The following is a 25,221-nucleotide window of genomic DNA, read 5'->3' as shown; positions in this document are numbered from 1 at the left end:
GGAAAGATCAGACCAGAGTGAAGGCCACGGCAGATGAAGGAGGGCAGCAGCACCATGGACCGCGGGGCACGCGCCATGATGTCCCTGTCTGATAGGTGCCGCTCAGAACCTGCCTGGCGGGGATGGGATGATCCGGGCCAGTGAAGTTGCGAAGGGCATCTCTTTAAACATGCGCCAAGGTGCACAATGTCGCAAGACCAAATCCGCCCGGCGCAGGGCAGTCGTTGCACTGCCGCAAGGGAAGTTCAGCCGGCCGGCAGGACGCGCGGCGAGGGGCCTTGAGCGGTGTCGCGGCTGAAGGCCGGTCCGGTGGCCAGATTTCGTTGGGGTAGATTCCGTTGCGGCAGGTTTCCGGTGCCCGCAGCCGGATGATCAGGGTGTGAGGCGCAGCAGAGGCGGCCGGGGCTGGCATTCTCGATCAGCCAGACCGCGCGATCCGGGGCAATGGCGACATCGCGGCCGCCTGCCGACAATCGCGAGCAGAGCGTCGGCCGGCAAGGCATCACGGATGCCGGATCGCTCTGTCATCATCCATCAAAATCCATCAGGCGTGCGAAATTGATGCCTTGTGTTCCGGCTTCAGATTTTGGTGAACATGATGGGGGAGGGAGCGCGACACCCCATGTAATGGCAGACCACAGGGCGTTTCAAGCCGTCTGATGTGCTTGTCTCATGTCACGAGGTGTCGCGGCGCACGAAGCACCTGCAAGAAAACTGGCCCGCCTGCCGGCCTGTTCCGGCCATGCCGGGATATTTTCTGCCGTCTGTCGGCTGGGCTGACTTTGGGGCACCTTTGGTCTGCCTTTCCCGATACATGTTCCCTTGAGGAAATGCTTGAGAGTGCTGCCCACGCCCTGTTTCAGGAGGTTGCTCCTGCTGGCGATTGTCGTATCGGGCCTGCCACTGGCCACTCCGGTTCAATAAACCGGATCACTGTGATGCGCGTGAAGAGGCAGCTTCATGTCAGGGGGCATTTTGCGGTGCTATAATGGAGAATTCGCCGCAGGCCCATTGGCGCGGCGAATTCTGTTTTGCCTTGAAGGTGCGGGCGTCAGTATATCGTAAATGCCGGAAAGTAGGACATCAGCAGCAGAACGATGAAGGCGACCCCGTAAAACGGCCAGAGCTCCTTGACGACGACCCCGATTGGAACGCGCGCTATGGCTGCACCAATGAAAAGTGTCGTCCCGATTGGTGGCGTAAACAGGCCGATTGAGAGGTTGATGCAAATCATCACACCGAGCTGGATCGGATCCATGCCAATGGCTTGGCCGATGGCGACGAAGGTGGGGCCAAGCAGCAGAATGGCGGCAGGCAGATCCAGAAACATGCCGATGATCAGCATGATGATGTTCATCATCAGGATGATGAGGACGGGATCAGCAAGAACGGTCTGTGCCCATTGCGCCACAATGGTCGGAATCCGCTCCGTGATGAGCACATGCCCAACGAGGCTGGATGCGGTGATCACCAGCATGACCACGCCTGTCGTCACCACAGTATTGACCAGGGCGTGATAGGTGCGTTTGAGGGTCAGGTCGCGATACAGGAACAGGCTGACCATGAGCGCATAGAAGACGGCAATGACACTGACTTCCGTTGGTGTTGCAATGCCAACGCGCAGAAGGATGACGATAAAGATGGGCATCGCCAGTGCTGGAAGGGCGGAAATGAATGTCTGCCCGATGGTGCTGAGCTGGTCTTTTGCAGTCAGTCTTGGGAAGTTGCGCAACCTGCCCGAGAAATAACAGACGAGCATCATGCCCACGGCCAGCATCAGGCCCGGCAAAACCCCGGCTGAAAAGAGCGATGCAATCGAGGCGCTGGAAACTGTCGAATACAGAATGAGTGGGATGGATGGGGGGATCAGTCCGGCGATGGTCGATGATGAGGCGGTCACGGCCGCTGCAAAGCCTGGCGGATATCCCTCTTTCTTCTGCCAGGGAATAAGCATGGAGCCAAGTGCTGATGCTTCCGCAACAGCCGAGCCGGAGACCCCGCCAAAGATTGTGGAGCCCACAACCGTCACCTGCCCCATGCCGCCATGATAGCGGCCAACGAGAGCGGCGGCGAATTGCACCAGCTTCTTGCCCAGTGTGCCGGACATCATGAGTGAGCCGGAGAGAATGAAGAACGGAATGGCGAGCAGGGGGAAGCTTTGCGTCGGCTGGAAAAGCTTGACGACCGCCACAACGGTCGGTGTGCCGCCGGACCAGAGGATGGCTCCTCCGGCGGCAATGATGAGGGCATATCCGACAGGTACGGAGAGTACGAGCAGGATCGCGAAAAGACCTGTCATTATTGCGGTCATGTCAGATGCTCCTGCTCAGTCTGGTGGAGCGCACGCGGGTCATCACACAAGGTCACGCGGACGAGGTTGATCAGACACGAGAGAGCGATGCCGCCAAAGCCAAAGAGAAGGGCGCTATAGGCCCACGCCTGTCCAAGATTTGTGATGGGAAAGGTCTGCGACTTTGTAATCTCGATGACCTGAATGACAAGATAGGCAAGATAGGCAAAGGATACGGCAACAAGAATATTGATGCCCGCCATCAGGAAGCGCAGCTGCATGTCATTCAGGAAGGAGCGAAACGCTTCTGATGCGATATGCGCTCCGCGCTGTGCGCCAACAACGATGCCCCCCATCACAAGCCAGGGGAAAAGCAGGTTCGGAATTTCATTCGGCCAGCCAAGTCCCGCCGATGTGAAGTATCGCATGACCACTTCAGCCATGAGGGCCAGGAAAATCGCCACAATGGAGGCGATTGAGATCAAGAGCGCGCCCTTGTCGACCAGCATTCCTGCTGCATCGGCGACACGCAAGGCAGCAGGAGCTGCCTTGCGGACGGCCAGGGCATTGGAATGGCTCGTCATTGCGTGGCCGCGGCCTTGGAGGCTGCAACAATTTCCTCCACCAGTTCAGGGTACCTGACCTGCCACTTCTTGTAGACCGGCTGGGTGGCGGCAATGAAGGGGGCGGGGTCAACCTCATTGATCTTGACGCCGCTTGCCTCCAGATCTGCGCGCAGCTTTTCGCTCTGCTCGCGTACCATCTGGCGGTTCAGCTCGCCGGCTTCACGGGCGGCATCCCGGATGATCTTCTGATCCTCCGGGGAGAGGGCATCGAAGATCACCTTTGAGGCCAGGAATGGCGTGGACTCATATTTGTGATTGGTCATCGAAATATAGGGCTGAACTTCATAAAGCTTCGATGAGTGAATATTGATGAGCGGGTTCTCCTGCCCATCCACAACGCCTTGCTGAAGGGCGATATAGAGTTCAGAGAAGGGCATGGGGGTGGGAGATGCGCCGAGCGCCTCAAAGATATCGATTGTCATTGCATCTGGCGGAGTGCGGATCTTCATGCCCGCAAGGTCGGCCGGAACCTTGATTGGCCTTTTCGAGTTCGATGTTTCCCGAATGCCATTGTTCCACCAGGCCAGAATGAGAATCCCCTGCTTCTCAGCGGCGGCGGCAATCTTGTCGCCAACCGGGCCATCCATAACCGTTTCGGCCTGCTTCAGGTCCTGGAAGAGGAAGGGCAGGCCCAGAAGATTGATCTCCGGGACAACAGATGAGGTCGCCCCCTGTGCGTTGGCGGAGAAGGCGATCGTGCCAAGGCGGATATTGGTGACACTTTCGGCATCGTCACCAAACTGGGAGCTTGTTCCAACATCGACCTTGATGCGTCCATTCGTTCTTTCCGCAACAAGCTCCGCGAATTTCAGGGATGCGGTATCCTTCGGGTTTCCGGCTGCCGCGCTGTGTGAAATCTGGAAGTTCTGTGCAGCCACGGGGAGCGACCAAAGCAGGGCTGCTGCAATGGCAATATTTCGAAGCATCATATATTCCTCCCAATATTCGGATTGTTTTGTATTTGGGGCCTTCGCCCATATCTCCGGTTTCCGGAAATATTGTTCTGACTCTCAGGTCTCGGATCCGGTTTGAATCCTTTCCGCCTGATGTGTTCAGATGAACATGCTTTTCTTGTGAAGGATTTTTATGGGTAATATACCCGGAGTTACTTCACAAAAATTCTTTTATATCGGAGGTAATGTTGGCGCATTTTGCCGCCGATATTTTTGAAAACGTAATATTTACAGTGGGATTTTATCCTGCCTCCGATTGAATCAGCTCCCCGGGAGAAGCTTTTTCAGAATTTGCCGCACGAGTTCCCGGTGGTCCTGGCACACCTTTCGTGCCCGCTCGCTGTCTCCATCCATAAGGGCTGCAACAATCAGGCGATGCTCCCGCACTGAGTTTGACCGGTCCACATACATGGGGCTGACGAACGACAGCACGGACTTCATCTGGTTGCGCGCCGAATTGAAACTGTTCGCAATCAGGCTGTTTTCGCACATGTCGAAAATGGTCTGGTGGAACTGTCCATCCAGGGCAGCCCATTCGCGGACCTGTTCCAGGGACAGGCGCGCTTCCATCTGGTCGATAAGGGGGGAGAGCAGGCTATCGATTTCTGTTCTGTCGATAATGCCCGCACTGACCCGCTCGGCAACGAGATAACCCGCCATGCCCTCCAGTGCCTCGACAAGTTCATATCCACGGATCAGGTCCTGGATCGTGAAATGCCGGACAAAGGTGCCAGAGCGCGGAATGACCTCTACAAGGCCATCCGCCTCAAGTCTCTTGATCGCGTCGCGCACCGGCGTAACGCTCATTTCAAGCTCATTTGCAATCCGATGGATGTCCAGTGGTGTGGACGGCCTGAGGCCACCGCTGATCACGCGTTCCAGCAGAGTCTCATATGCCTTGTCCGAATAGTTCTTCGCCATCAGATATCCCTCGGGGTCGCGCGCCGGTATTACATGAGGCGGTTATATATCCCCGCAATGTCGAGGTTCGATAGCGGAACGTAATTGTTCACCAGCAGGCGCTGCTGGGTCTCGATCACCTTGTCCGCATAGTCATGTACATCGCCGGGTTTCATGCCGTATTCGGTCAGTCTTTTGGCGGGCACGACCTCGGCCAGCAGGCGTTCCAGCATTCCGAAGGGGCTCTCCCCCTGCGCGGGCTTGCCAAGAACGTCCTCGATCAGCGCGGCGATGTCCGCGATCTTTCCGCCGGCCTGCTTCTCGAAATAGACCTCGAAAACCGCAGGCAGGAAGAGGCGCGTTGCCTCTCCATGCGGCACATGATGGGCGCTGCCAAAATGCATGGCGATGGCATGTACGCCACCCGCCAGAACATTGGCCAGAGCCATTCCGGCCATGTTGCTTGCCGTCAGGTAGGATTTCGCATCCTGCTGGATGACGCCCCGGCCATGCTCGATAATCCGCTTGTATCCTTGCAGGATCAGGCGGGCTGCGTTGATGCACAAAATGTCGGTATAGGGATTGGCGCGCGGTGCAAGATAGATTTCCAACGCGTGGACAAGGGCATCCGCCGAGGAGGTGGCGAATACGGGGTAGGGGATAGTTGCAAGAAGTTCATCGATCAGGATTGCAGTGTCTGCAAAGCCGGCCTCGAACCCTTTGCCGATTTTGCTGCCGATGCCGGGGAAGTCCAGAACGGCAACACAGGTGACCTCGCAGCCCGTGCCGCATGTTGTGGGAATGAGCAGCAGGCCGGCTTTTCGTTCCGGTTGAACACCGGGGGCGAAAAGCTCCGCCACATTCTGCTGTGAGTCCAGCACAAGCACTTTCGCGCAATCGAGAATGGAGCCGCCGCCGATTGCGATCAGACGATTGAACCCAAGCCCGCGGATGGCCGCAAGCATTTCATCCACGGCGATATCTGTTGGCTCACCGCCGCAGAAGTCATCATAGAAAAGTGTCTGGGCCGTCGTTTCCTGCATGAAGGAATCGTACAGAAAACGCTGTGTGAAGATGAGGTCCTGCGGCCCGACTTCATGGGCCTGGATGAAGTCGGAGAATTTGTCATAGCCATGGATCTGGGGGCGGACGGAGAATTTAAAGGTATTCATGCCACGCCCTCGATCTGGACAGCCGAGATTTTTTCAAAGAGTGGGCCGTAAATCGTTGCTTCATCCGGTGCGGAGCGGTCGAGCGGGGTGGCGATGCGCGTTGTATTGTAATAATGCTTCTGGGTGACGTTTTCGGAGACCGAGTTTCCGCCCCAGCTGCCGCATCCGAGCGAGAAGGTCTTGGCCAGACCATTGGTCCAGCTCCCTGAATTGGCCACGCCATGGGACTGGCGGACGATGACGCGCGATGTGTTGGTTTCAAGCGCGAGCCGCAAAATGCGTTCATCGCTGGTGGAGTGAATGCCGCAGGAATGCCCCGAACCCGAATAGTCCGTGATCGCATTCACCAGGGCGATGGCCTCATTGAAGTCGGCATATTTGTAGGCCGTGAGAACCAGGCTGAGCTTTTCACCCGAAAACGGATGTTGTGGACCCGTGCCGGTTTCCTCAACGACAATAAATTTGCGATCTGCAGGAATGCTCAGGCCGGCCAGCGCCGCGATTTCAGAAACAGGGCGGGCCACGACCTTTCGGGAGATATGTCCGTCTTCCCAGATGACGGCCTGAAGTTTCGCCTTTTCTGCGTCATTCGCGATATAGGCGCCTGCAGCTTTCAGTTCATCCATGAAGGCCTCATAGATTGAGGCCTGAACAATGATCGAATTCTCCGCAGAGCAGCCGGATGCATTGTCGCCGGTCTTGCCGATGCAGATCTTGTCAGCGGTCTCCGCCAGGTTCACGGTCTCGTCGATGATCACGGCGGCATTGCCAACGCCGACCCCATAAGCGGGCTTTCCGGAGGAGTAGGCAGCTTTCACCATGTCGCCAGAGCCTGTGGCCATGGCCACATCACACTGCGCCATCAGTTCTGCGGCCAGGGTTCTGGAGGGAGTGGCGATGCATTGCACAATATCTTCCGGCGCATCCAGTGCGCGCAGAACCTTGCGGATGATATCGACGACGAACAGGGTGGTCTTCCTGCTGGCCGGATGCGGTGCGCAGATCACGGCATTTCGTGCCCGGATGCCCAAGGTCGCCTTGAAAATCGGGGTTGCCTCGCAATTCGTGCTCGGGATCAGGGCCGCGATCACGCCATATGGCTTGGCGATGGTGACAATGCCGTTTTCAGCGTCAGTTTCGATTACACCGACAGTCTTTTCTTTCCGGATGTCGTGAAAAATGGCCGGCATTTTGTGGGTCAGCTTGGCGCGCTTGCTTTCCGCCAGACCCATATTGGTTTCTTCATATGCCATATTGGCAATCTGTGTTGCCAGTTCCGGACGCGACAGCGTGTAGACAATGGCGCCAGCCAGAATATCGACCTGCTCTTGCGTGTAGGTATTGAGAACGGCCTGGGCAATACGTGCTTTTGCGACGAGCCCGGCAATATGGGTGCTCTCTGCGGACACTGGCGTTTTCTCCATGGCATGACCGTTGGGGTCATTTTGTTGCGAAACTGAAATATCAGTTATCGTGTCTCAAAAAATATGAATGGAGTTCCGGTGTCCGTCAAGGCTGATTTTTCTGTTGATATATCAGATAACATTTTTATTGATGTATGAATCTGCCCGCGCTGAAGGCGCACATGCGCTCTGTGCGGTTGCAATAATAAAGGGAGGAGAATGCAGATGTCCGCGGAGACTGGTTCTGTTGAAATTAATGAGGTTGTTCTGAGGGATGGTTTTCAGAATGAACCATGCTTCGTGCCTACTGCAGAAAAGATCAGATTGGCGAACAGGATATCTAAAACCGGAGTGAGGCGGATAGAGGTTTCGGCTTTTGTCTCGCCCAAGGCGATACCAAACCTTAGGGATGCCGAAGAGGTTTTTCGCGGTCTGGTGCGTGAGCCGGGTGTTATCTATACGGCTCTCATTCCAAACGAGAGGGGCGTTCAGCGCGCGATAGAGTGCGGGGTTGATGAGGTCAATCTCGTGATGTCGATCGGGGAGAAGCACAATCTGCGGAATTTGCGCATGACCTGTGCGCAATCGCTGGAGCAGTTCAAGGGTATCATGAAGGCGCTGTCCGGCACCGGAATTGCGGTCAATGGCACTATCGCCACAACATTTGGCTGCCCCTTCGAAGGGGCTCAGCCTGTCGAGCGCATATTATGGTGCATTGATACATACCGGGCACTTGGCATAACTGCGGTTACGATTGCGGACACAATTGGTGTTGCCAATCCGCGTCAGGTGTCACGTCTGACATCCCTCATTCGCAAGCACCATGAAGACCTGCCGCTGACGCTGCATCTTCACAATACGCGCGATATGGCGCTGGCCAATGCCATGGCGGCAGTTGATGAGGGCGTCCGCAGCTTCGATGCCTCCATCGGCGGTATCGGTGGCTGTCCCTATGCGCCGGGTGCCACAGGCAATATCTGCACCGAGGATCTGGTGCACATGTTGCATCAGTGCGGCATCTCAACCGGCGTCAATCTCGATGCGCTTCTCGATTTGTCCGCAGAGTTGCCCGGTCTGCTGGGCCATGAACTGCCGGGATATGTTGTGAAGGCGGGTACGAGCGAACGCCTTTACGCCTGATATGGCGGTTTAAGTCATGCCCTTTAGCCTATGGCGTTCTGGGTGGCAGAAGTGCCATAGGCTCTATCGATGCCAGGATCTGCCCGAGACCAGAATGGGCATCGGATCGCCATGCAATATGACGGATTTTGCGTCATATTTATATTGGTTCCTATATAGATAAGAGTCGTTCGTTTGATGAAATCAGCTTTGTGAAAACTCTCTGAAGAGCCATGTCTGGAACAGGTTTATCTTCGGAAGTTGCCTGCGTGACTTCATGAACATCAGGCAGTGCCCGCTGATGGTCGGCCCTTCAAGCCCGAAGGGGGCGACGAGTTGGCCGGAAGCCAGTTCCCGCTGCACCAGCATGTGGCTTTCCAGACAAACGCCCGCACTGTCCACGGCCGCACTGATGGACATGAAAGAGCGATCGAAGCGTGGGCCGCGTGTCAGGTCAATGCTGGGTGCGCCGGCCCATTTCAGCCATTCGCGCCAGGTGATGAGGTTCACTTCGGAATGGATGAGTGTGTGGTGGCGCAGGTCTGCCGGGGTTCGGATGGGGTAATCGCCATGGATGAGTTCCGGCGAGCAGAGCGGCAGCACTATTTCTTCAGGAAAGGGAACCACTTCCACACCGGCTGTGGGGAATACCGTCCCATAGCGAATAGCCAGGTCTGCCTCGCCGCTGGCCAGATCCACCACTGAGGTTGAGGCGTTCACACGTACATCCACATCCGGATTCTGGGCGCTGAAGCGCGCGAGACGGGGCATGAGCCATTGCGCCGCAAAGCTCGGCACCACATGGATGGTGAGAATATCGCTTTTTGTTGAACGGGAGATGCTGCGGGTGGCCGTTTCCAGCGCACCGAAAGCCTCGGCGACATGTTTTGCGTAGCGCTGGCCGGCATCGGTCAGCAGGATGGAGCGGTGCACCCGGTGAAACAGCGTTACCCCCAGCTCGCGCTCCAGCGCGCGCACCTGGTGGCTGACAGCCGACGGCGTGACCAGAAGCTCTTCTGCCGCTGTCACAAATGAGCCGAGTCGGGAGGCGGCTTCGAAAGCCTGAAGCGCTTTCAGAGAGGGCAAGTTTCGCACCGCACCATTCCCGCAAATTCAATTCATCTATTGGCTATGTTTATTCGTTTGTCCCCAGCCCTTCAACTTCCTAGCATCAGCTTCACAAAAGGCTGCCCCCAAGAAGGCTGTCCCCAAGGGAGAAGCGGCTGGCACAGGGAGATTCACATGCCCATGGAATGCGGACGCATCCTCGCGGATGCCGGGCTGGCGCGCGTGCGTCATGTCCACAACAGATCTGTTTGATCCTATTTCGCTGCGCCGGAATCGGCTGCACATGTCACGGCCCAATCCGGTCATGAGCCTGGAGTTGCGTGCAGCTCTGGTTCTGTCCGGCATCTTCCGGCACGTGGCGCGCGCATAACACCTTCACCACAGTGAGATACCGCCGGGTAGCCTGCCCTCGGCACATGCCGGATGCTGCCTGACGGAAGGGAGGAGCTTATCTCTCACATGAGCCAGACTGGTCATAATGAACAGCTCGCCGAACGGGCCTACAATATTCGTCGCAATGCGCTGCGGATGGGTGAGGTTCAGGGGCAGGGCTATATCGCGCAGGCGCTCGGTATTTCCGATGTGCTGGCCGTGTCCTATTTCCACGCGATGACCTATCGCCCTGATGATCCGGAATGGGAGGGGCGCGACCGCTTTCTGCTCTCGATCGGACATTATGCCATCGCGCTGTATGCCGCGCTGATCGAGGCGGGTGTTATCCCGCGGGACGAGCTGGAAACATACGGCACCGATGACAGCCGCCTGCCCATGTCCGGCATGGCTGCCTACACGCCCGGCATGGAAATCACAGGCGGTTCTCTGGGCCACGGGCTCGGTATCGCGGTGGGCATGGCTCTGGGCCTGCGCCACAAGGGTAACCCGGCCTTTGTCTATACTCTTTTTTCCGATGGCGAGCTGGATGAAGGCTCGACCTGGGAGGCGGCCATGTCTGCCGGCAGCCACAGGCTGGGCAATCTCATCGGCATTGTCGATGTGAACCAGATGCAGGCCGATGGCCCCTCCATGAGCGTGCTGAACTTCGAGCCGCTGGCGCCCAAGTTCGAGGCATTCAACTGGTTCACCCAGCGCGTGGATGGCAATGACATTGGCGCGCTTGTGAAGGCATTCGATGTCGCCCGCAACCATCCGGGCCCGGAGCCGCGGGTGATCATCTGCGATACCAGGATGGCCAGGGGCGTTCCCTTCCTGGAAGAGCGCGAGCGCAACCACTTCCTGCGTGTGGAGCCCGAGGAGTGGACCCGGGCGCTTGAAATTCTGGATGCCGGGAGGAAGGCATGAAGCGGAACAAGTACCAGCGGCCCGCTTTTCTGGATAACCCGGAGCAGGGTGGCGCGCGGCTGACCACCTCGGCGATGATCGCCTCCATCGCCGGCCCGGACCAGCGCACCATCGCGGCCCCCTTCGGCCATGCGCTGGTGGAGCTGGCGAAGGACCGCCCCGAGATTGTCGGGCTTTCCGCCGATCTGTCGAAATATACCGATCTGCACATTTTCGCCAAAGCCTATCCCGAGCGCTTTTTCCAGATGGGTATGGCCGAGCAGCTCCTGATGCTGGCTGCTGCCGGCATGGCCCGCGAGGGCTTTACCCCCTTCGCCACCACCTATGCCGTGTTCGCCTCCCGTCGTGCCTATGACTTCATCTGCATGGCGATTGCGGAAGAGAACCTGAATGTGAAGATCGTCTGCGCCCTTCCGGGCCTGACGACGGGTTATGGTCCCTCCCATCAGGCGACCGAAGATATCGCCATCTTCCGCGGCATGCCGAACATGACCATCGTTGATCCGTGCGATGCCTGCGAGATCGAGCAGGCTGTGCCGGCGATCACCGATCACAAGGGGCCGGTCTATATGCGCCTGCTGCGCGGCAATGTGCCGACGGTGCTGGACGAATACAATTACAAGTTCGAGCTGGGTAAGGCCAGGATGCTGCGAGATGGCGCGGATGTTCTGGTCATCTCCTCCGGTCTCATGACCATGCGGGCGCTGGAACTGGCGGACCAGATGCGGGCCGACAAGGTTGATGTGGCTGTGCTCCATGTGCCCACCATCAAGCCGCTGGATGAGGCGACCATTCTGAAGGAGGCCGCGCGCACCGGACGTCCGGTGATTGTTGCTGAAAACCACACCCGGATCGGTGGTCTGGGTGAGGCTGTCGCGGGTGCATTGCTGCGCAATGGCGTTTTTCCGCGCTTCCGGCAAATTGCCCTGCCGGATGAGTTCCTTGATGCGGGCGCATTGCCCACGCTCCATGACCGTTACGGCATCTCCACCATGGCAATGGCGCAGACGCTCAAGTCCTGGCTGTGAGTTCTGTGTCCGCCCGGCCGGTTCGGGCGGACACGTCCAGCGCAGGTCGTTGCTCGGGAAAATATTCAGGAACAGCCGGGGGAAATGTGCCCCGGAAGAAGGCGTGCGTGTGTTGCCCGCACTCTTGCGTGAAGTCAGGCTTCATCCATGAGCCGGCCTGAAGCCTGTCCGTTTGGCGTCGCGAATGCAGTATTCGTTTTGTAAAAAGCTCTGACAGGGGAGGCCGGTCCATGGGACTGCTGGAAGGAAAATTTGCCGTCATCACCGGTGCGGCCTCTCCGCGCGGCCTCGGCAAATCCATGGCGCAGATGTTTGCAGCGCAGGGCGCAACAGTTGCCATTCTGGATCTTGATCCGGCAGCGGCGCGCGCGGCTGCGGCCGATATCGGCCCCGGCCATATTGGACTGGCCTGTAATGTGGTGGACAAGGAAGCGTGCGACAAGGCTGTCGCGACCCTTGTCGAAAGCTGGGGACGTGTGGACATTCTGGTCAACAATGCCGGCATCACCCAGCCGCTGAAGATCATGGACATCGCCCCTGCAAATTATGATGCGGTTCTCGATGTCAACCTGCGTGGCACGCTCTATATGAGCCAGGCGCTCATTCCGCACATGCGCGCGAACAAATCTGGCTCGATTGTCAATATTTCCTCGGTTTCCGCACAGCGCGGCGGCGGCATCTTCGGCGGTCCGCACTATTCCGCCGCGAAGGCGGGTGTGCTCGGCCTCACAAAGGCCATGGCACGAGAGCTGGCGCCCGATAATGTCCGCGTGAATGCTGTTTGCCCCGGCTTTATCGCCACCGACATCACCGCCGGAAAACTCACCCCCGAAATGCATGCCAGCGTGCTCGCCGGGATTCCCATGGGCCGTGCGGGTGAGGCCAGCGATGTGGCCGGGTGCGCGCTGTTTCTGGCTTCCTCGCTCTCGGCATATGTCACGGGCTCGGAAGTCGATGTGAATGGCGGCTCGCTCATTCACTGAGCGACTTCCGAGCCCGTGAGGCGCTGGACTGGCCCCATGCGCCGTTCGAGATCCCGGAAGATATCCGGGCGGCATGGCAGGCGGCAGCACGCGTAAGCCCGTGCCGCAGCGGCGCGGATTGTCGGGGTACAGGGGCGGGCCGCCATGCTATGCTGCTGCACCGGCAGGCCCTGGAATGCCGGAAAGGCCGCCTTGCCCGGGAATCCAGAAGACACATGTTCCAGTGGTCCGTTCATGTCCTGAAGAGCACGGCGTTCCCGCTTCGTGGCGGATCTGCCCGTATCGGCGATCCGGCCCGCGTTTTTGCCCCTGCTCTCATGTCTGTCCTTGCCCTTTTTCATGCCCTGCCGGCACAGGCGCAGGAGCCCCCCCGCCCTGTGGCCGATGTGATGCACTGGTGGGTTTCGGACGGGGAGCGGGCCGGTATCGATGTGGTCCGCCGCTATATGGAGGCACAGGGGCTGGAATTGCGCGAGCAGGGGGTGGCCGGCAGCGGCACCAGCCGGTTTGGAGATGTGCTGCGTGAGCGGGTGGAGGCCGGGCGCACCCCCATGGCCTCGCAGGTGATCGGCTATGACATCCACCAGTGGGCCCGCGAGGGAAAGCTGGCCAGCCTGGATGATGTCGCCGCCGCCGGAGAGTGGCGGGAGGTTGTGCCCTATGGCATCCAGAACCTGTCGAAATTCGAGGGGCACTGGGTTGCCGCTCCCATCAATGCCCATTCCACCAACTGGATGTGGCTGAACCATGCGGCCTTCGCCCGCCTTGACCTGCCGCCGCCCGATACTTGGGATGATCTGGTGCGGATGCTGGACAAGGCCCGCGCGCAGGGGCTCATTCCCCTGGCTGTCGGCCATGAGGCGTGGGAGCACACCCTTCTGTTTGAATCCGTCGCGGCCGGGGCAGGCGGGGCGGAGTTCTATCGCCGCGCCTTTCTGGAGCTGGACCCGAAGGCTCTCGATGGTCCGGTTCTGGAAACCGTGTTTGAGCGCATGAGCATCTTGCGCGGCTATCTCGATGCCGATTTCACGACACGTTCATGGGATGATGCCACCAAGCTGGTGCGCAGCGGACAGGCGCTGATGCAGGTGCAGGGCAGCTGGGTGAATGGCGAGTTCCACAGTTATGGCATGGTGCCGGGCAAGGATTATGAGTGTTTCCGCTTTCCCGATACCCAGGGCATCTATCTGTTCAATGCCGACCAGTACATGTTCTTCAGGGATGGGGCGGGCAGCCCGCAGACCCGCAAGCTGTTCGCGGAAACGCTGATGCGGATCGATCTCCAGCGTGATCTGGCCATTGCCACCGGCGCGGCCCCGGCGCGGGTGGATGTGCCGCGCGATGCGTTCAATGCCTGCGGAAAACAGGCCATCAGCGATTTGCGCGGAGCCAATATGCGACGCACCCTCATGGGTTCCATCGCCATGGGCAATGCCAATATCGCCGGGGTCAAGACCGGGATCTACACCATCGTGAGCGACCATTTTCTCGGGCGTATCAGTGACGGGGAGGCGGCGCGCCGCATGCGCCAGCTCATCGCCACCGCAGCAGTGCCTGCCCCATGAAGGCATTGCTCAGGCTCTATGGCCACTTCAAGCTGACCAGCAAGATCGTCACTCTGGTGGTGCTTCTGGGGGCGCTCGCGGTGGGCATCACCCTCTATTCCACCATCAGCCTCCATGCGGTGGACCGTGACTACCGCTCCCTGATCGACAGGGATGCGCAGGCCTCCGTGCTGGTGGGCGCGGCCATGCTGGATCTCAGCGATGCCAGCCGTCTGGTGTTTGCCGTGCTGACGGAGCAGGAGGAGGCACGCATGCGCGCGGCCCAGCATGTGCTGGACCGTCAGCAGGACAGCTTCCGCAACAAGATCACCCAGATCCGCCCCTTGCTCGATCATGCCGATGCGCAGCTCGACAAGATCTTGCAGCAGCAGAAGCGATTGTTCGAGCTGGCGGCCACGATCGTGGATTCCGCCGCGCGCTGGCGGGGCGACCGGGCGCTGAACATCATCTATACGGAGTTCGACCCCACCCTGAATGGCCTGCGCGCGGAGATGGATCTGCTGCGCGCGGACATCACCTTCCATTTCGAGGCGGCCTCCACCCGGCTCAACGCCACCACCCGCGCCACCCTGCGCAATACGGCTCTGGCTTTCGGGCTGGCGCTGGCCACCATCATCTCCCTTTCGGCCTGGCTGTCCGTCACCCAGATCTCCCGGCCCATCAATGCCCTGACGCGCGCCATGAGCCGCCTGAGCACGCGCGACTACAACTATCCCATCGCCTATACCGAGCGGCGTGACGAGGTGGGTCGCATGGCGCAGGCGCTGGAGGTGTTCCGCGACAACATGCAGCGCGCCGACCGGCTGGAACTGGAGGCCGCCGCCAGCGCGGAGGCCCGCCGCCTCTCCCAGCAGCTCGTGGACCTGACGGACGCCATGCCCGGGGCGGTGTTCCAGCTTCTGGTCCGCAAGGGGGGCGAGGCGCAGTTCATCTTTCTCAGCGGCAAGGCGGAGCGCTTCATCGGGGAGGTGAGCGTGGGGCCGACCGATTCCGGCCTGCGTCTCGACAATGTACGCACCCACCGCACGGCGGAGGGGGATGCGGCGCTGGCGGCGGCCATTGCCCACAGCATCGCCACGCTGGAGCCGCTGGATATCGACATGCAGGTGTCCACCCGCGAGCGCGTCTTCTGGCTCAAGACGCTGGCGACCGCGCGCCGGCAGGAGGATGGCGCGACCCTGTTCAATGGTGTCTGGCTGGATATCAGTGACATCAAGGCCCAGTCCCGCGCGCTGGAGGCGGCCAAGGAGCAGGCGGAGCTGGCGGCCAAGGCCAAATCCGCCTTTCTGGCGACCATGAGCCATGAGATCCGCACCCCGATGAATGCGGTGATCGGCCTCACCCAGCTCGCCCTGCGCCATCCCCTTGCCCCGGACCAGCAGGACCGGGTGGAAAAGATTCTGCGCGCCAGCCGTCATCTGCTGGGAATCATCAATGATATTCTCGACTTCTCCAAGATCGACAGCGGCAGCCTGAGCCCGGAGGCCATTGTCTTCTCGCCGCAGCAGATTCTCGATGATGTCTGGGAGATGCTGGAGGGCAAGGCCGCCGACAAGGGGCTCACCCTCAACATGGCGCCGGCGGACCGGTTGCCCCTGCTGGTGGGGGACCCGCTGCGGATCAGCCAGATCCTGCTCAACTATATCAACAATGCCATCAAGTTCAGCGAGGCCGGCAGTGTCACCGTGCGGCTGGAGCTGGAGGAGCTGGATGGCGTGCTGCATCTGCACGGGGCGGTGCGCGATGAGGGGATCGGGCTGGAGGAGGGCCAGATCCAGCGTCTGTTCCAGCCGTTCCAGCAGGCGGATTCCTCCATTACCCGCCGTTTCGGGGGCACCGGACTGGGGCTGGCGATCTCGCGCAATCTGGCCGAGCTGCTGGGCGGCTCGGTGGGAGTGTCCAGCGCGCCGGGCAGGGGCAGCACCTTCTGGTTCCGCGTGCGGGTGGAGCCGGCGCGCATGGATGCGACACTGCCCGCCCCGCCGCCGGTCGAGGCATCGCCGGAAGCCTTGCGCGGCCTGCGCCTGCTGCTGGTGGACGACAATGAGCTGAACCGGCTGGTGGCCAGTGAGCTGCTCAAGGATGCAGGCATGGAGGTGGACCAGGCCCATGATGGCCGCCATGCCATCTCCATTCTGGAAGAGGCACCGGACGGCACCTATGACGGCGTGCTGATGGACATGATGATGCCGGAGCTGGACGGGCTGAGCGCCACGCGCCTGCTGCGGCAGAACCCGCGTTTCCTCGAATTGCCGATCATCGCCATGACCGCCAATGCCAGCCGTGAGGATGTGGAGCTGTGCCTTGCCGCGGGCATGGATGCGCATCTGGCGAAACCGATCGACGAGCACCGGCTCTGGCAGGCTCTGGCCCGCTTCTGCCGGTCCGGCGGGGGTGAGGCTGAAGGACGCGCGCAGGCCCCCGCCCCGGATGATGCCCGCAGTGCCCCGGCGCTGGATCTTCAGCCGCTGGCGCATTTCCAGGGGCGCCTTGAGCCGGAGCGATTCGCGGCCATGATCCTGATGGTGCGTCAGGATTGCCTTGTGCGGGCGGAAAAGATCCGGGCGCAGGCCAGCCGGTCTGACCCCGACATGCTCATCAAGCTGGCCCATGATCTGGTTGCAACCGCCGGGCAGAGCGGCTTCCGCCAGCTTGAGGGGCTGGGCCATGCCCTGCGCCGGGCGATACGGGAAAGGGACGGGGAGGCGATCGACCGGCTGATCGAGAATATTGACGCCGCGACACTTCAGGCCATAAAGGCGCTGGAATTGAGCTTCGCCGACGCCGGGGAGGCGGGCGCACCTCATGGAGCCGATGGGCGTGACTGAAAACAGGGATGTGCCGCAAGCCCGGCAGAAAGTGCTGATTGTCGACGATCAGCCCCTCAATCTGGTCTTTGCCGCCACGGAACTGGAAAGTGTCTGCCAGCCCCTGCGCGCCCGCAGCGGCGAGGAGGCGCTGGAGCTGGCGCGCCGGGAGAAGCCGGACCTGATCTTGCTGGATGTGCGCATGTCCGGCATGGATGGTTTCGATGTGTGCCGCCGCCTGAAGACAGCGCCCGAAACGGCGGATACGCCGGTGATTTTCCTGACCGTTCTCGATGAGGAGACGGACGAGGAATATGGCCTCAATCTGGGGGCGATCGACTATATCAACAAGCCGTTCAACCCGGCCCTGTTGCGCGCGCGCGTGCGCAATCACCTGCTGATGCAGCATCAGCGCCGGCAGCTTGAGCGGGTCGCCCAGATCGACGGCACCACCGGCATCGCCAATCGCCGGGGGTTCGACCGCAATCTGGATGTGCAGTGGCAGCGCCACCAGACCAGCCGCCGGCCGCTGGCCCTGTTGCTGATCGATATCGATTTCTTCAAGGAACTGAATGACCGCTGCGGCCATCAGTATGGGGATGACACGCTGAAGGCCGTGGCGGAGGCCATTGCCGGGCAAATGCGCAGTGAAGACAGCCTCGCCACCCGATATGGGGGCGACGAGTTCGCCTGCATTCTGCCCATGACCGATGCCCATGAGGCCCAGCAGATTGCCGAACAGATCCGCGAGGCTGTTCTGGAGCGCCGCCTGTCGCATCCCGGTTCACCCGTATCACCCTGGGTGACGGTCAGTATCGGGGTCAGCAGCTTCATTCCCGATCCGGGCGAAAGCAGCGTGACCCTGGTGACGCTGACGGACCAGAGCCTGTATCAGGCCAAGGCCAATGGGCGGAACAAGGTCTCCGTCTTCTGACGGGAGCGCGCCTCGGGCGTGCACCCGCATCTTCCCGGAACAGTGGATTTGCGGCCGGCACCCTGTGATGCCCGGCCTGTGATGCCGGGCCCCTGCCTGTGGCAGGGCTGTTCGCCCCGGTCTGTCAGGGCGCGCCGGCAGCCTTGGTGGGGCGGGCGGAGAGGGGAGTCCGGTTGGCGGCGGCGGCCGGGCGGCCAGCCGCATCCATCTCCACGGGCGAGGCGGTGCTGCCGGTCGCTGCCGGTTCATCCTGCATGGCCGGCGCATCCTCTCCCGCCACCGCCTTGCGGCGGCCAAAGGTGCCAAGGCGCAGTTCGCGAATGCCCAGAATGGACAGGGAGATCGCGAAGGGAACGATATAGTAGAACAGCCGGAAGATGAGCAGCGCGCCCACCATCTCGCCCATGTCGAACTGGGAGAGGGCCACCAGCATGGCGGCATCGAACACGCCCAGCCCGCCCGGCGCATGGCTGGCAAAGCCCAGCAAGGTGGCCGTGACGAAGATGACCGCCAGCGAGATCGGGTCAATATAGGGCTGTGCCGGCATGAGCATGTACATGGCGCCGGCGCACAAAGTGAGATCCAGAATGCCGATGCCGATCTGGATCAGGGTGGAGCGGCCATGGGGCAGGCGCACATACCAGCTCGACTTGCCGATCTCGCGCGGGGCGATGGAGACCCAGATCACATAGCCCACAAGGCCGATCAGCGCGGCAATGCCGATGATGCGGTTGATATAGGGCGGCAGATGGTCCACGGCCGAGGCCGCTTCCGGGTGAATGGTGATGCCGAGCCCCAGAACGGCGATATTGCCCAGCCAGAAGGTCAGGCCGGCAATGAAGCAGACCTTGGCGACATCAATCGCCCCGAGCCCCCAGGCCGAATAGATGCGATAGCGCACCGAACCGCCGGTAAAGACGGTGAAGCCCACATTGTGCCCCACCGAATAGGAGCAGAACCCGGCCATGGCGGCGATGCGATAGGGCACGTCCTTCTTGTCGATGGCGCGCAGGGCGAACCAGTCATACAGGGTCAGGGTGGCATAGGCGCAGGCCACCATGAAAAAGGCGATGGCCACATGCACCGGGTCCTTCGCCGCGAGCGCCTTGGTCACATCCGTCCAGGAGAGATCCTGAAGCATGTGATAGAGCACCCAGCCCGCAAAGCCGATGATGATGAGGGTGAGAACGAAACCGAGGCCATGAAGGCCAACCCGATCGCGCAGGAACGCCCAGACCTTTGAGACACCCGACCGAAAAGCCATACCGTTTCGTTTCCCCCGATCGAGACATGTCCCGTCTCACGGCAGCACGCGGTTCACCGGATGTGAACGCACGCCGCAATACTGCCCGGGACCGTGCCGACGCGAACTTGCGCGATTACTCATAAACGCAGGGTGAGGTCATCTCCACCTGCTTTCGTCGCCTCTGTTACATAAATGTTCGTATCCACCGCAGATCATGGTTTCCCGGCACCGGCATGGGGCCATGCCGGATGATTGCCGGGAACGCTGATGGCCCCACAGCGCCACCATCCCGGTCCGCAGGCGCGGGGCAGGATGAACTGGCCGGACCCTCATCGTCCCGCATGATCGATTCATGAGCGACTCCTTGCGTCTCTCATGACAGCGGGGCACGACAAAAAGATGGCATGACGTTAGGGCAAACACAAAGGATTGAAAACCCTCGACCGGGAGCTTTTCATCCGGCCGGTGAAGGGGCGCGGCCCCTCATGCCCCGGCCTGCGGGGAACATGCGGAAAAGGCAGGCGGAAGGCGCAGACAGGGTTTGACCTTGCGCCCGTCCTCCCGCATCACCGGGGCATGACTGAATCCCTGCCGCAGAGCGCCCCGTTTCGCGCCACCGTTCTCACCCTGTACCCGGAGATGTTCCCCGGCCCGCTTGGCCATGCCCTTGCCGGCAAGGCGCTGGAGCGGGGCCTGTGGGAGATGGAGGCGGTGCAGATTCGCGATTCCGCGACGGACAGGCACCGTTCCGTCGATGACACGCCGGCCGGTGGCGGGCCGGGCATGGTGATGCGGGCGGATGTTCTGGCCCGGGCCATGGATGCGGTTTCCCCGGCTGACGATCCCCGCCCGCGCCTTCTGATGACCCCGCGCGGGCGCCCGCTCACCCAGGCGCGGGTGCGCGAACTGGCGCAGGGGCCGGGCGCGGTGATTTTGTGCGGACGATTCGAGGGAGTGGATGAGCGCATCATCGCGGCGCGCGGGCTGGAAGAGATCTGCGTGGGGGATGTGGTGCTCTCGGGCGGGGAGAGCGCCGCCCTGCTGCTGCTGGATGCCTGTGTGCGCCTCATTCCCGGGGTGATGGGCAAGAGCGAGAGCGGAACGGAGGAGAGCTTCTCCTCCAACCTGCTGGAATATCCGCAATATACCCGCCCACAGCTTTTCGAGGGCGCGCCCATTCCTCCCGTGCTGACAAGCGGGGACCATGCCCGCATTGCCCGCTGGCGTCAGGAACAGGCCGAGGCAATCACCAGAGAGCGCCGCCCGGATCTGCTGAAGGAGGAGTAGCCTGCGCTCAGGCCCGGCTCTGGCGTGCGCGCGGGCGCCAGACGCAGGTGCGCTTGATCTCCATGTCCTCCAGCTCCCGCGTGACGGGGACATGATATTCACTGAGCTGTTCCAGCTCGTCTTTCGGCAGATAGGAGCGGCCGGGGTCGCCGATCAGCACTGCCGCGCCCCGCCGGCTCAGGGCGAGAAGCCAGAGAAAGACCCGTTCAGCCAAGTCCTTCTCATAGCAGATATCACCGGCCAGAATGATGTCCCAGCCCTCATCCTGGCCGATCAGGTCGTTGCCGCGCACGCGGAGGGATACATCATTGGCCGCGCCATTCAGCGCGATGGCATGCCCGGCGAAAGGGTCGATATCGGCGCAGTCCACCTGCGCGGCCCCCGCCTTCATGGCGGCAATGCCCACAAGGCCGGAGCCGGAGGCAAAATCCAGCACCCGTTTGCCGCGGACCATGGCGGCATGATCCAGCACATGGCGCGCCAGTGCCTGCCCGCCGGCCCAGGCAAAGGCCCAGAAGGGAGGCGGCAGGCCCATCTGGCCCAGCTCCTCCTCGGTGCGATGCCAGATCGGCACCGCCTCATCGGCCACATGCAGGCTGATTTCCGGCACCAGCGGCACCGGGCGCAGGCGCGTTTCCGCGCGGATGAAGGCGACCGGGTCGCGGATGGGCGTGATCAAACCCCGCCCATCCCGCACACGATATTCCATTCCTCATCGGTCACCGGCTGCACGGAAAGGCGGGAATATTTCACCAGCGCCATCTCCTGAAGGCGCGGATCGGCCTTGATGGTGGCCAGGGAAACCGGGGTTCTGAACGGCTTCACCGCCTTCACATCCACCATCACAAACTTGCCGGTGGGGTCGGAGGGGTCTGGCACCGCCTCCTTGATGACCTCGACAATGCCGACAATCTCCCGCCCCTGGTTGGAGTGGTAGAAGAAGCCGGTGTCTCCCAGCTTCATGGCCAGCATGTTGTTCTTGGCGGCATGGTTGCGCACGCCATCCCAGTGGGTGCCCTTTTCTGCCGCCTTCACCTGATCCTCCCAGGACCAGGTGTCGGGTTCCGATTTGTAGAGCCAGTGGGCCATGGCACTCTCGTTTCAGGCGGTTGGGCTGTTCCCGCGGGCAGGGGCCCGCACGGGAAAGGCATCATTATGCTGCCGGGTTTGCCGCGGGGCGCGGCAATTGGCAAGGCGCGGATGAAGTCTCCCCGCTTTGCGGCTGGCAGCGCCATGCCGCAAAGCGGGGGATTGAGAGGTCACATCACAGTCCGAAGATGCGACGCTTGTCATCCGGCCCGGCCGGGTCCTGCGGTTCCGGCCCCGGATCATCCGGCAAGGGCGGCATGGCGACGATCGCCTCCGCCGGAGCCGGCCTTGGCGAAGCCGGGCCGGCTGGCGGGGCATCCTCCGCCTCCGCCGCGCCCGCCGGCGCATCATCCGCGGCTGTCGGGGACGGGGAGACGGCATGCACGGCGGCGGCGGCCACCGCTTCCGGCGGCACGGCTGCAATCGCCGCCTTCACCCGCTCGGCCTCCTGCTCCAGAATGGGGGTTGCGGCGACGCCGGGCGGCACGGCCCACACAAAGGCGTCCAGCTTGCCGGTGACCGGGGAAAGCGCCGACCAGCGGTCCGAGACCACGCCATCGGCGATCCAGGCCGGGTCCCGCGGCGCATTGACCGCGCGGGTGGTCCATTCACGGGCCTTGCCGATATCGCCATGCTCGGCGGCTTCCAGCTCGGCCATCAGCAGGCACACACGCTGGGTCGGGGCATCCAGAAGGGGTTCCAGCACGGCGCGCGCCTGAATGAAGTCCTGCGCATCAAGGGCCGCATGGGCCAGCGCAATGGCGCTTTCACGGTGGTTGGGCGCCTTCAGGAACAGGTCCCGCACCCGTTGCAGGCGCTGCTGGGCGGAATCGCCGGGGCGCAGATGGGCTTCCACATCCGCCAGCTCGGGATGTGGGTTGGCGATGAAGGCGGCTTCCACGATCTTGGCGGCCTTGCGCAACTGCCCGGCAGCGCCCAGCAGGCGGCCGGCAACGGCGGCGGCGGGCACCAGAGTGGGCGCGAGGCGCACGGCCTCCAGCGCCCGTTCGCGGGCAATATCGGGCTGCTCATGCTCCAGCGCCAGCGCTTCCGCGGTGAGCAGAACGGCGCGACGGCGGCGATACTGGGCCTTGTCGATCCCCTTCTTGGCCATCTGCCGTTCCAGCATGGCCCGAGCGCCGGCATAGTCATGGGCGATGCAGCGCGCCTCGATGACCGCATCACTGGCCCAGGCCAATGTGGGGGCGGCTTCGGCAGCCTGTTCGGCGAAGGCGGCGGCGGCATCCAGATTGCCGGCCTTGCGCGCCTCGATATGCAGGCCGCGCAGGCCGAGCAGCCGTGTTTCGGGCTTTTCCGCCATGGCCTGGAAGGTGAGAACGGCCAGTTCATGCTCACCCTCGAACTGGGCTTCCTGTGCGGTGAGCAGATGGGTCAGCGGCTCATCCGGCAGCAGCCGCACCGCTTCCGCGCGGGCTTTCCGGGCGGTGACGCCATCGCCCGTACCGATCGCCAGCAGCCCGCGCGTGACCGCCGCCCAGCCCTTCTCGCGCTTGCGGCGGCGGGTGAGGTGGGACACATAGCCGGGAATGTCGATGAGCAGCATCAGCAGCCGCCACACCAGCAGCAGCACACCGGCAACCAGCGCAATGATGACCAGTGCCACCGGCACCGTGGTTTCGATGCGCCAGCCCTGCCACACCATGGATATTTCGCCCGGCCTGTCTGCAAGCCAGGAGGCGCCGAAAGCGATGGCGGCGAGAATGATGAGGAAGAGGACCAGTCTGATCACGGCGTCTTCCCTGAAATGGCGGCGAGGGATTGCTGATAGAGCGTTTCGGCGAGCTGCACCGCCTGGCGCCGCGCCTCGATCTCGGCGGTGATGGGCAGCAGCCTGTCCGCCACCTGGGGCGGCAGCTGGCGCACTTCACCAAGGGCATGGACCAGATTGCCGCCGCGCACCTGCGCCACGGCCCGGGTCAGCACGCCGCGCGCTCCGGTGGGGTCGGGGCTGTCAGCCGGGCGGATGCTCACGAGGGATTCCGCGCTGGAGAGCAGCCGCGCGACCAGCGTATCCCCGGCAGGGGCGACAGGCGGCGGCGCCAGATCGGCAATGGCGGCACTGCCCTCCTTTTCCAGCCGGTCAGCCAGAACATTGCGCGGCGCATATCCCTTCGCCGCCATGGCCGCCAGAGGCTCCAGCACCTGCGCCTGCGGCCCCAGAAGGGTGCGGGCGGCAGAAAGCTCGATGCTGAAGGGGCGACCCTCCTCCACGGCATTCTTCAGGTCTGCCAGCACGACCATGCTGGCGGATGCGCGACTGAAGGCATCCAGCGCGCCCATGCGCGTATCAAGGCTTGTGCTGCGATTGTCGAGGGCGGCGATGCGCGGGGCGAGAGCGCCGGCCTCCCGGCGCACTTCAGCAAGGCTGGTGTCCAGCAGGCCCACGCGCGGGGCAAGGGCTTCCGCCTGCCGGGCTGCGGCTGCGGCGGCATCGGTGGCCTGTGTGAGGGAATCGAAGCGCTGGGCGAAGCCGCTCACCTGCTCGCGCGCCTCTCCCGCCGTCCTGATCGCATCCGCCACCTGTCCGGCAATTGCGCCGGCTGTCGTCGTGGCTTCCGTGGCCTGGCGCAGCGCGTCTTCCACCTGTGTGGATGTCGTCTCAAGCTGGGCCTTGAGGGCAGACTGCTCCTGGCCCAGACGGGTGATGTCCTCCCGGGTCTGGCTCAGGGCGGCCAGTGTCTGTTCCGAGGTTTCCTGAAGCCCGGCGAGGGCCTGCCCCGTTTCGGGAGACGTGGAAGCCTCCTGCGGCGCGCCTGTGCTGTCGGGCTGCCGGGCAAGATCGGTGACGCTGCGGGCGAGATCGGCAATGCGCGAATCCGCCGCATCCAGCTTCTGGCCCAGATCGGTGACAGACTGGGCGGTGGCGACAGGGCGGCTTTCCAGCGCGGCCAGCCGCTCATTGAGGGGCGTGGTATCGACGGGCGGCGGGAACAGGGCCCCGCTATGGGCGGCATAATAGACAACGCCGCCACCCGCGGCGCCACCCGCCAGGGCACCGACAATGAGCGCGGCGGCCAGCCCGCCAAGGCCAAGCCCCGTTTTCCCGGGGGTGACCGGCGGTGGTGGCGGTGGTGTTTCGGGCTGATTGCCGGCATCGGCATGTGTGGCAGGGGCGGCGGCTTCCGGGGCCTGCGTCTCATCCGCCACCGGTGTTTCCGGCGGGGTCGCCTGCTCTGGCCTGTCCGCGGGCGCGGGCTGGCCTGTCAGCCGGCCCGCTTTTGATGTGCTTCCAGAGGTTGCATCGGCGGGGGCTGGCGAACTGGTGCTTTCATCCACGCGCACCTCTTCGGCCTTCAGGTCGAGGGTAGGGGGCTGGCGTCCCTTGCGGGACGAAAAGCCTGTCGCGTTCGTGTCTTCGCTCGCCATGGGCCTCCTCACAGGGTCAGCGCCGCCTTGATCCTCCGGGATAGACCGGCGGGCGGTTCTCTGCA

20 protein-coding genes are annotated in these 25,221 nt (G+C 62.1%); 8 read left to right on the top strand and 12 right to left on the bottom strand.

All coding sequences use genetic code 11. The features are described 5' to 3' along the window. Positions 1–1,051 precede the first annotated feature (1,051 nt). From ACT6QG_RS12425 to ACT6QG_RS12400, 6 genes are all read right to left on the bottom strand, one after another. Positions 1,052–2,311: a TRAP transporter large permease gene (locus tag ACT6QG_RS12425; RefSeq protein ID WP_444977893.1), complete on the bottom strand. Its 1,260-nt coding sequence runs from the start codon at positions 2,309–2,311 to the stop codon at positions 1,052–1,054. After that, positions 2,308–2,799, bottom strand: coding sequence for a TRAP transporter small permease (locus ACT6QG_RS12420; protein WP_444977892.1), 492 nt, complete (start codon positions 2,797–2,799; stop codon positions 2,308–2,310). The genes ACT6QG_RS12425 and ACT6QG_RS12420 overlap by 4 nt, the downstream gene beginning before the upstream one ends. Positions 2,800–2,870: 71 nt before the next feature. After that, complete coding sequence (locus ACT6QG_RS12415) at positions 2,871–3,845, bottom strand: TRAP transporter substrate-binding protein (RefSeq protein ID WP_444977891.1); 975 nt, start codon at positions 3,843–3,845, stop codon at positions 2,871–2,873. Positions 3,846–4,130: 285 nt separating this feature from the next. After that, positions 4,131–4,790 (bottom strand): GntR family transcriptional regulator, encoded by a 660-nt coding sequence (locus ACT6QG_RS12410; RefSeq protein WP_444977890.1) that lies wholly within the window; start codon positions 4,788–4,790, stop codon positions 4,131–4,133. 29 nt (positions 4,791–4,819) lie between these two features. After that, positions 4,820–5,941: an iron-containing alcohol dehydrogenase gene (locus ACT6QG_RS12405; RefSeq protein WP_444977889.1), complete on the bottom strand. Its 1,122-nt coding sequence runs from the start codon at positions 5,939–5,941 to the stop codon at positions 4,820–4,822. Further along, on the bottom strand, positions 5,938–7,350 hold the full coding sequence (locus tag ACT6QG_RS12400) for an aldehyde dehydrogenase family protein (protein WP_444977888.1): 1,413 nt from the start codon (positions 7,348–7,350) through the stop codon (positions 5,938–5,940). Before ACT6QG_RS12400 ends, ACT6QG_RS12405 begins: the two co-directional genes overlap by 4 nt. 219 nt (positions 7,351–7,569) lie before the next feature. On the opposite strand from ACT6QG_RS12400, the gene ACT6QG_RS12395 reads away from it, so the two are divergent. Next, positions 7,570–8,484 carry a hydroxymethylglutaryl-CoA lyase gene (locus ACT6QG_RS12395; RefSeq protein WP_444977887.1) on the top strand — a complete coding sequence of 305 codons (915 nt, stop codon included), beginning with the start codon at positions 7,570–7,572 and terminating at the stop codon, positions 8,482–8,484. Positions 8,485–8,667: 183 nt separating this feature from the next. Here the strand turns inward: ACT6QG_RS12395 and gcvA are convergent, their stop codons facing one another. Continuing rightward, on the bottom strand, positions 8,668–9,549 hold the full coding sequence (gcvA, locus tag ACT6QG_RS12390) for a transcriptional regulator GcvA (protein WP_444977886.1): 882 nt from the start codon (positions 9,547–9,549) through the stop codon (positions 8,668–8,670). 441 nt (positions 9,550–9,990) lie between these two features. Here gcvA and ACT6QG_RS12385 point away from each other — a divergent pair, with 441 nt between their 5' ends. The 6 genes from ACT6QG_RS12385 to ACT6QG_RS12360 all read left to right on the top strand — a co-directional run bounded on the left by ACT6QG_RS12385 (position 9,991) and on the right by ACT6QG_RS12360 (position 18,147). Beyond that, positions 9,991–10,830 (top strand): transketolase, encoded by an 840-nt coding sequence (locus tag ACT6QG_RS12385; RefSeq protein WP_444977885.1) that lies wholly within the window; start codon positions 9,991–9,993, stop codon positions 10,828–10,830. Further along, positions 10,827–11,858 carry a transketolase family protein gene (locus ACT6QG_RS12380; RefSeq protein WP_444977884.1) on the top strand — a complete coding sequence of 344 codons (1,032 nt, stop codon included), beginning with the start codon at positions 10,827–10,829 and terminating at the stop codon, positions 11,856–11,858. The genes ACT6QG_RS12385 and ACT6QG_RS12380 overlap by 4 nt, the downstream gene beginning before the upstream one ends. A 230-nt stretch (positions 11,859–12,088) precedes the next feature. Continuing rightward, the gene (locus ACT6QG_RS12375) at positions 12,089–12,841 is read left to right on the top strand and encodes an SDR family NAD(P)-dependent oxidoreductase (protein WP_444977883.1); all 753 of its coding nucleotides are present in this window, start codon (positions 12,089–12,091) and stop codon (positions 12,839–12,841) included. Positions 12,842–13,056: 215 nt separating this feature from the next. Continuing rightward, the gene (locus tag ACT6QG_RS12370; protein WP_444977882.1) at positions 13,057–14,406 is read left to right on the top strand and encodes an ABC transporter substrate-binding protein; all 1,350 of its coding nucleotides are present in this window, start codon (positions 13,057–13,059) and stop codon (positions 14,404–14,406) included. Beyond that, complete coding sequence (locus tag ACT6QG_RS12365; protein ID WP_444977881.1) at positions 14,403–17,234, top strand: hybrid sensor histidine kinase/response regulator; 2,832 nt, start codon at positions 14,403–14,405, stop codon at positions 17,232–17,234. The genes ACT6QG_RS12370 and ACT6QG_RS12365 overlap by 4 nt, the downstream gene beginning before the upstream one ends. Further along, the gene (locus ACT6QG_RS12360) at positions 17,227–18,147 is read left to right on the top strand and encodes a diguanylate cyclase (RefSeq protein WP_444977880.1); all 921 of its coding nucleotides are present in this window, start codon (positions 17,227–17,229) and stop codon (positions 18,145–18,147) included. Before ACT6QG_RS12365 ends, ACT6QG_RS12360 begins: the two co-directional genes overlap by 8 nt. A gap of 124 nt (positions 18,148–18,271) precedes the next feature. Here ACT6QG_RS12360 and ACT6QG_RS12355 read toward each other — a convergent pair whose 3' ends face one another. Next, positions 18,272–19,411: a putative bifunctional lysylphosphatidylglycerol flippase/synthetase gene (locus ACT6QG_RS12355; protein ID WP_444977879.1), complete on the bottom strand. Its 1,140-nt coding sequence runs from the start codon at positions 19,409–19,411 to the stop codon at positions 18,272–18,274. A gap of 558 nt (positions 19,412–19,969) precedes the next feature. Here ACT6QG_RS12355 and trmD point away from each other — a divergent pair. Further along, positions 19,970–20,680 carry a tRNA (guanosine(37)-N1)-methyltransferase TrmD gene (gene trmD, locus ACT6QG_RS12350; protein WP_444977878.1) on the top strand — a complete coding sequence of 237 codons (711 nt, stop codon included), beginning with the start codon at positions 19,970–19,972 and terminating at the stop codon, positions 20,678–20,680. Positions 20,681–20,687: 7 nt separating this feature from the next. On the opposite strand, the gene ACT6QG_RS12345 is transcribed toward trmD, so the two are convergent. The 4 genes from ACT6QG_RS12345 to ACT6QG_RS12330 all read right to left on the bottom strand — a co-directional run bounded on the left by ACT6QG_RS12345 (position 20,688) and on the right by ACT6QG_RS12330 (position 25,156). Next, positions 20,688–21,389 carry a class I SAM-dependent methyltransferase gene (locus ACT6QG_RS12345; protein WP_444977877.1) on the bottom strand — a complete coding sequence of 234 codons (702 nt, stop codon included), beginning with the start codon at positions 21,387–21,389 and terminating at the stop codon, positions 20,688–20,690. Next, the gene (locus ACT6QG_RS12340) at positions 21,356–21,769 is read right to left on the bottom strand and encodes an EVE domain-containing protein (protein ID WP_444977876.1); all 414 of its coding nucleotides are present in this window, start codon (positions 21,767–21,769) and stop codon (positions 21,356–21,358) included. Before ACT6QG_RS12340 ends, ACT6QG_RS12345 begins: the two co-directional genes overlap by 34 nt. A gap of 175 nt (positions 21,770–21,944) precedes the next feature. Further along, positions 21,945–23,519: a heme biosynthesis protein HemY gene (locus tag ACT6QG_RS12335; RefSeq protein WP_444977875.1), complete on the bottom strand. Its 1,575-nt coding sequence runs from the start codon at positions 23,517–23,519 to the stop codon at positions 21,945–21,947. Next, positions 23,516–25,156, bottom strand: coding sequence for a COG4223 family protein (locus tag ACT6QG_RS12330; RefSeq protein ID WP_444977874.1), 1,641 nt, complete (start codon positions 25,154–25,156; stop codon positions 23,516–23,518). Before ACT6QG_RS12330 ends, ACT6QG_RS12335 begins: the two co-directional genes overlap by 4 nt. Between the last annotated feature and the right edge of the window lie 65 nt (positions 25,157–25,221).

Source organism: Haloleucobacter ellipsoideus (assembly GCF_052491725.1).
Note: the sequence above shows the minus strand (reverse complement) of the source record. Positions and strands in the feature narration are given on the sequence as shown.

Excerpts from the sequence above, each read along its gene's own strand:
- ACT6QG_RS12385 (WP_444977885.1), top strand. The coding sequence starts at position 9,991 with ATGAGCCAGACTGGTCATAATGAACAGCTCGCCGAACGGGCCTACAAT.
- ACT6QG_RS12345 (WP_444977877.1), bottom strand. The coding sequence starts at position 21,389 with ATGGAATATCGTGTGCGGGATGGGCGGGGTTTGATCACGCCCATCCGC.
- ACT6QG_RS12410 (WP_444977890.1), bottom strand. The coding sequence starts at position 4,790 with ATGGCGAAGAACTATTCGGACAAGGCATATGAGACTCTGCTGGAACGC.
- ACT6QG_RS12415 (WP_444977891.1), bottom strand. The coding sequence starts at position 3,845 with ATGATGCTTCGAAATATTGCCATTGCAGCAGCCCTGCTTTGGTCGCTC.
- ACT6QG_RS12375 (WP_444977883.1), top strand. The coding sequence starts at position 12,089 with ATGGGACTGCTGGAAGGAAAATTTGCCGTCATCACCGGTGCGGCCTCT.
- ACT6QG_RS12425 (WP_444977893.1), bottom strand. The coding sequence starts at position 2,311 with ATGACCGCAATAATGACAGGTCTTTTCGCGATCCTGCTCGTACTCTCC.
- ACT6QG_RS12405 (WP_444977889.1), bottom strand. The coding sequence starts at position 5,941 with ATGAATACCTTTAAATTCTCCGTCCGCCCCCAGATCCATGGCTATGAC.
- ACT6QG_RS12420 (WP_444977892.1), bottom strand. The coding sequence starts at position 2,799 with ATGCTGGTCGACAAGGGCGCGCTCTTGATCTCAATCGCCTCCATTGTG.
- ACT6QG_RS12330 (WP_444977874.1), bottom strand. The coding sequence starts at position 25,156 with ATGGCGAGCGAAGACACGAACGCGACAGGCTTTTCGTCCCGCAAGGGA.
- ACT6QG_RS12395 (WP_444977887.1), top strand. The coding sequence starts at position 7,570 with ATGTCCGCGGAGACTGGTTCTGTTGAAATTAATGAGGTTGTTCTGAGG.
- ACT6QG_RS12355 (WP_444977879.1), bottom strand. The coding sequence starts at position 19,411 with ATGGCTTTTCGGTCGGGTGTCTCAAAGGTCTGGGCGTTCCTGCGCGAT.
- ACT6QG_RS12365 (WP_444977881.1), top strand. The coding sequence starts at position 14,403 with ATGAAGGCATTGCTCAGGCTCTATGGCCACTTCAAGCTGACCAGCAAG.
- ACT6QG_RS12380 (WP_444977884.1), top strand. The coding sequence starts at position 10,827 with ATGAAGCGGAACAAGTACCAGCGGCCCGCTTTTCTGGATAACCCGGAG.
- ACT6QG_RS12370 (WP_444977882.1), top strand. The coding sequence starts at position 13,057 with ATGTTCCAGTGGTCCGTTCATGTCCTGAAGAGCACGGCGTTCCCGCTT.
- trmD (WP_444977878.1), top strand. The coding sequence starts at position 19,970 with ATGACTGAATCCCTGCCGCAGAGCGCCCCGTTTCGCGCCACCGTTCTC.
- ACT6QG_RS12340 (WP_444977876.1), bottom strand. The coding sequence starts at position 21,769 with ATGGCCCACTGGCTCTACAAATCGGAACCCGACACCTGGTCCTGGGAG.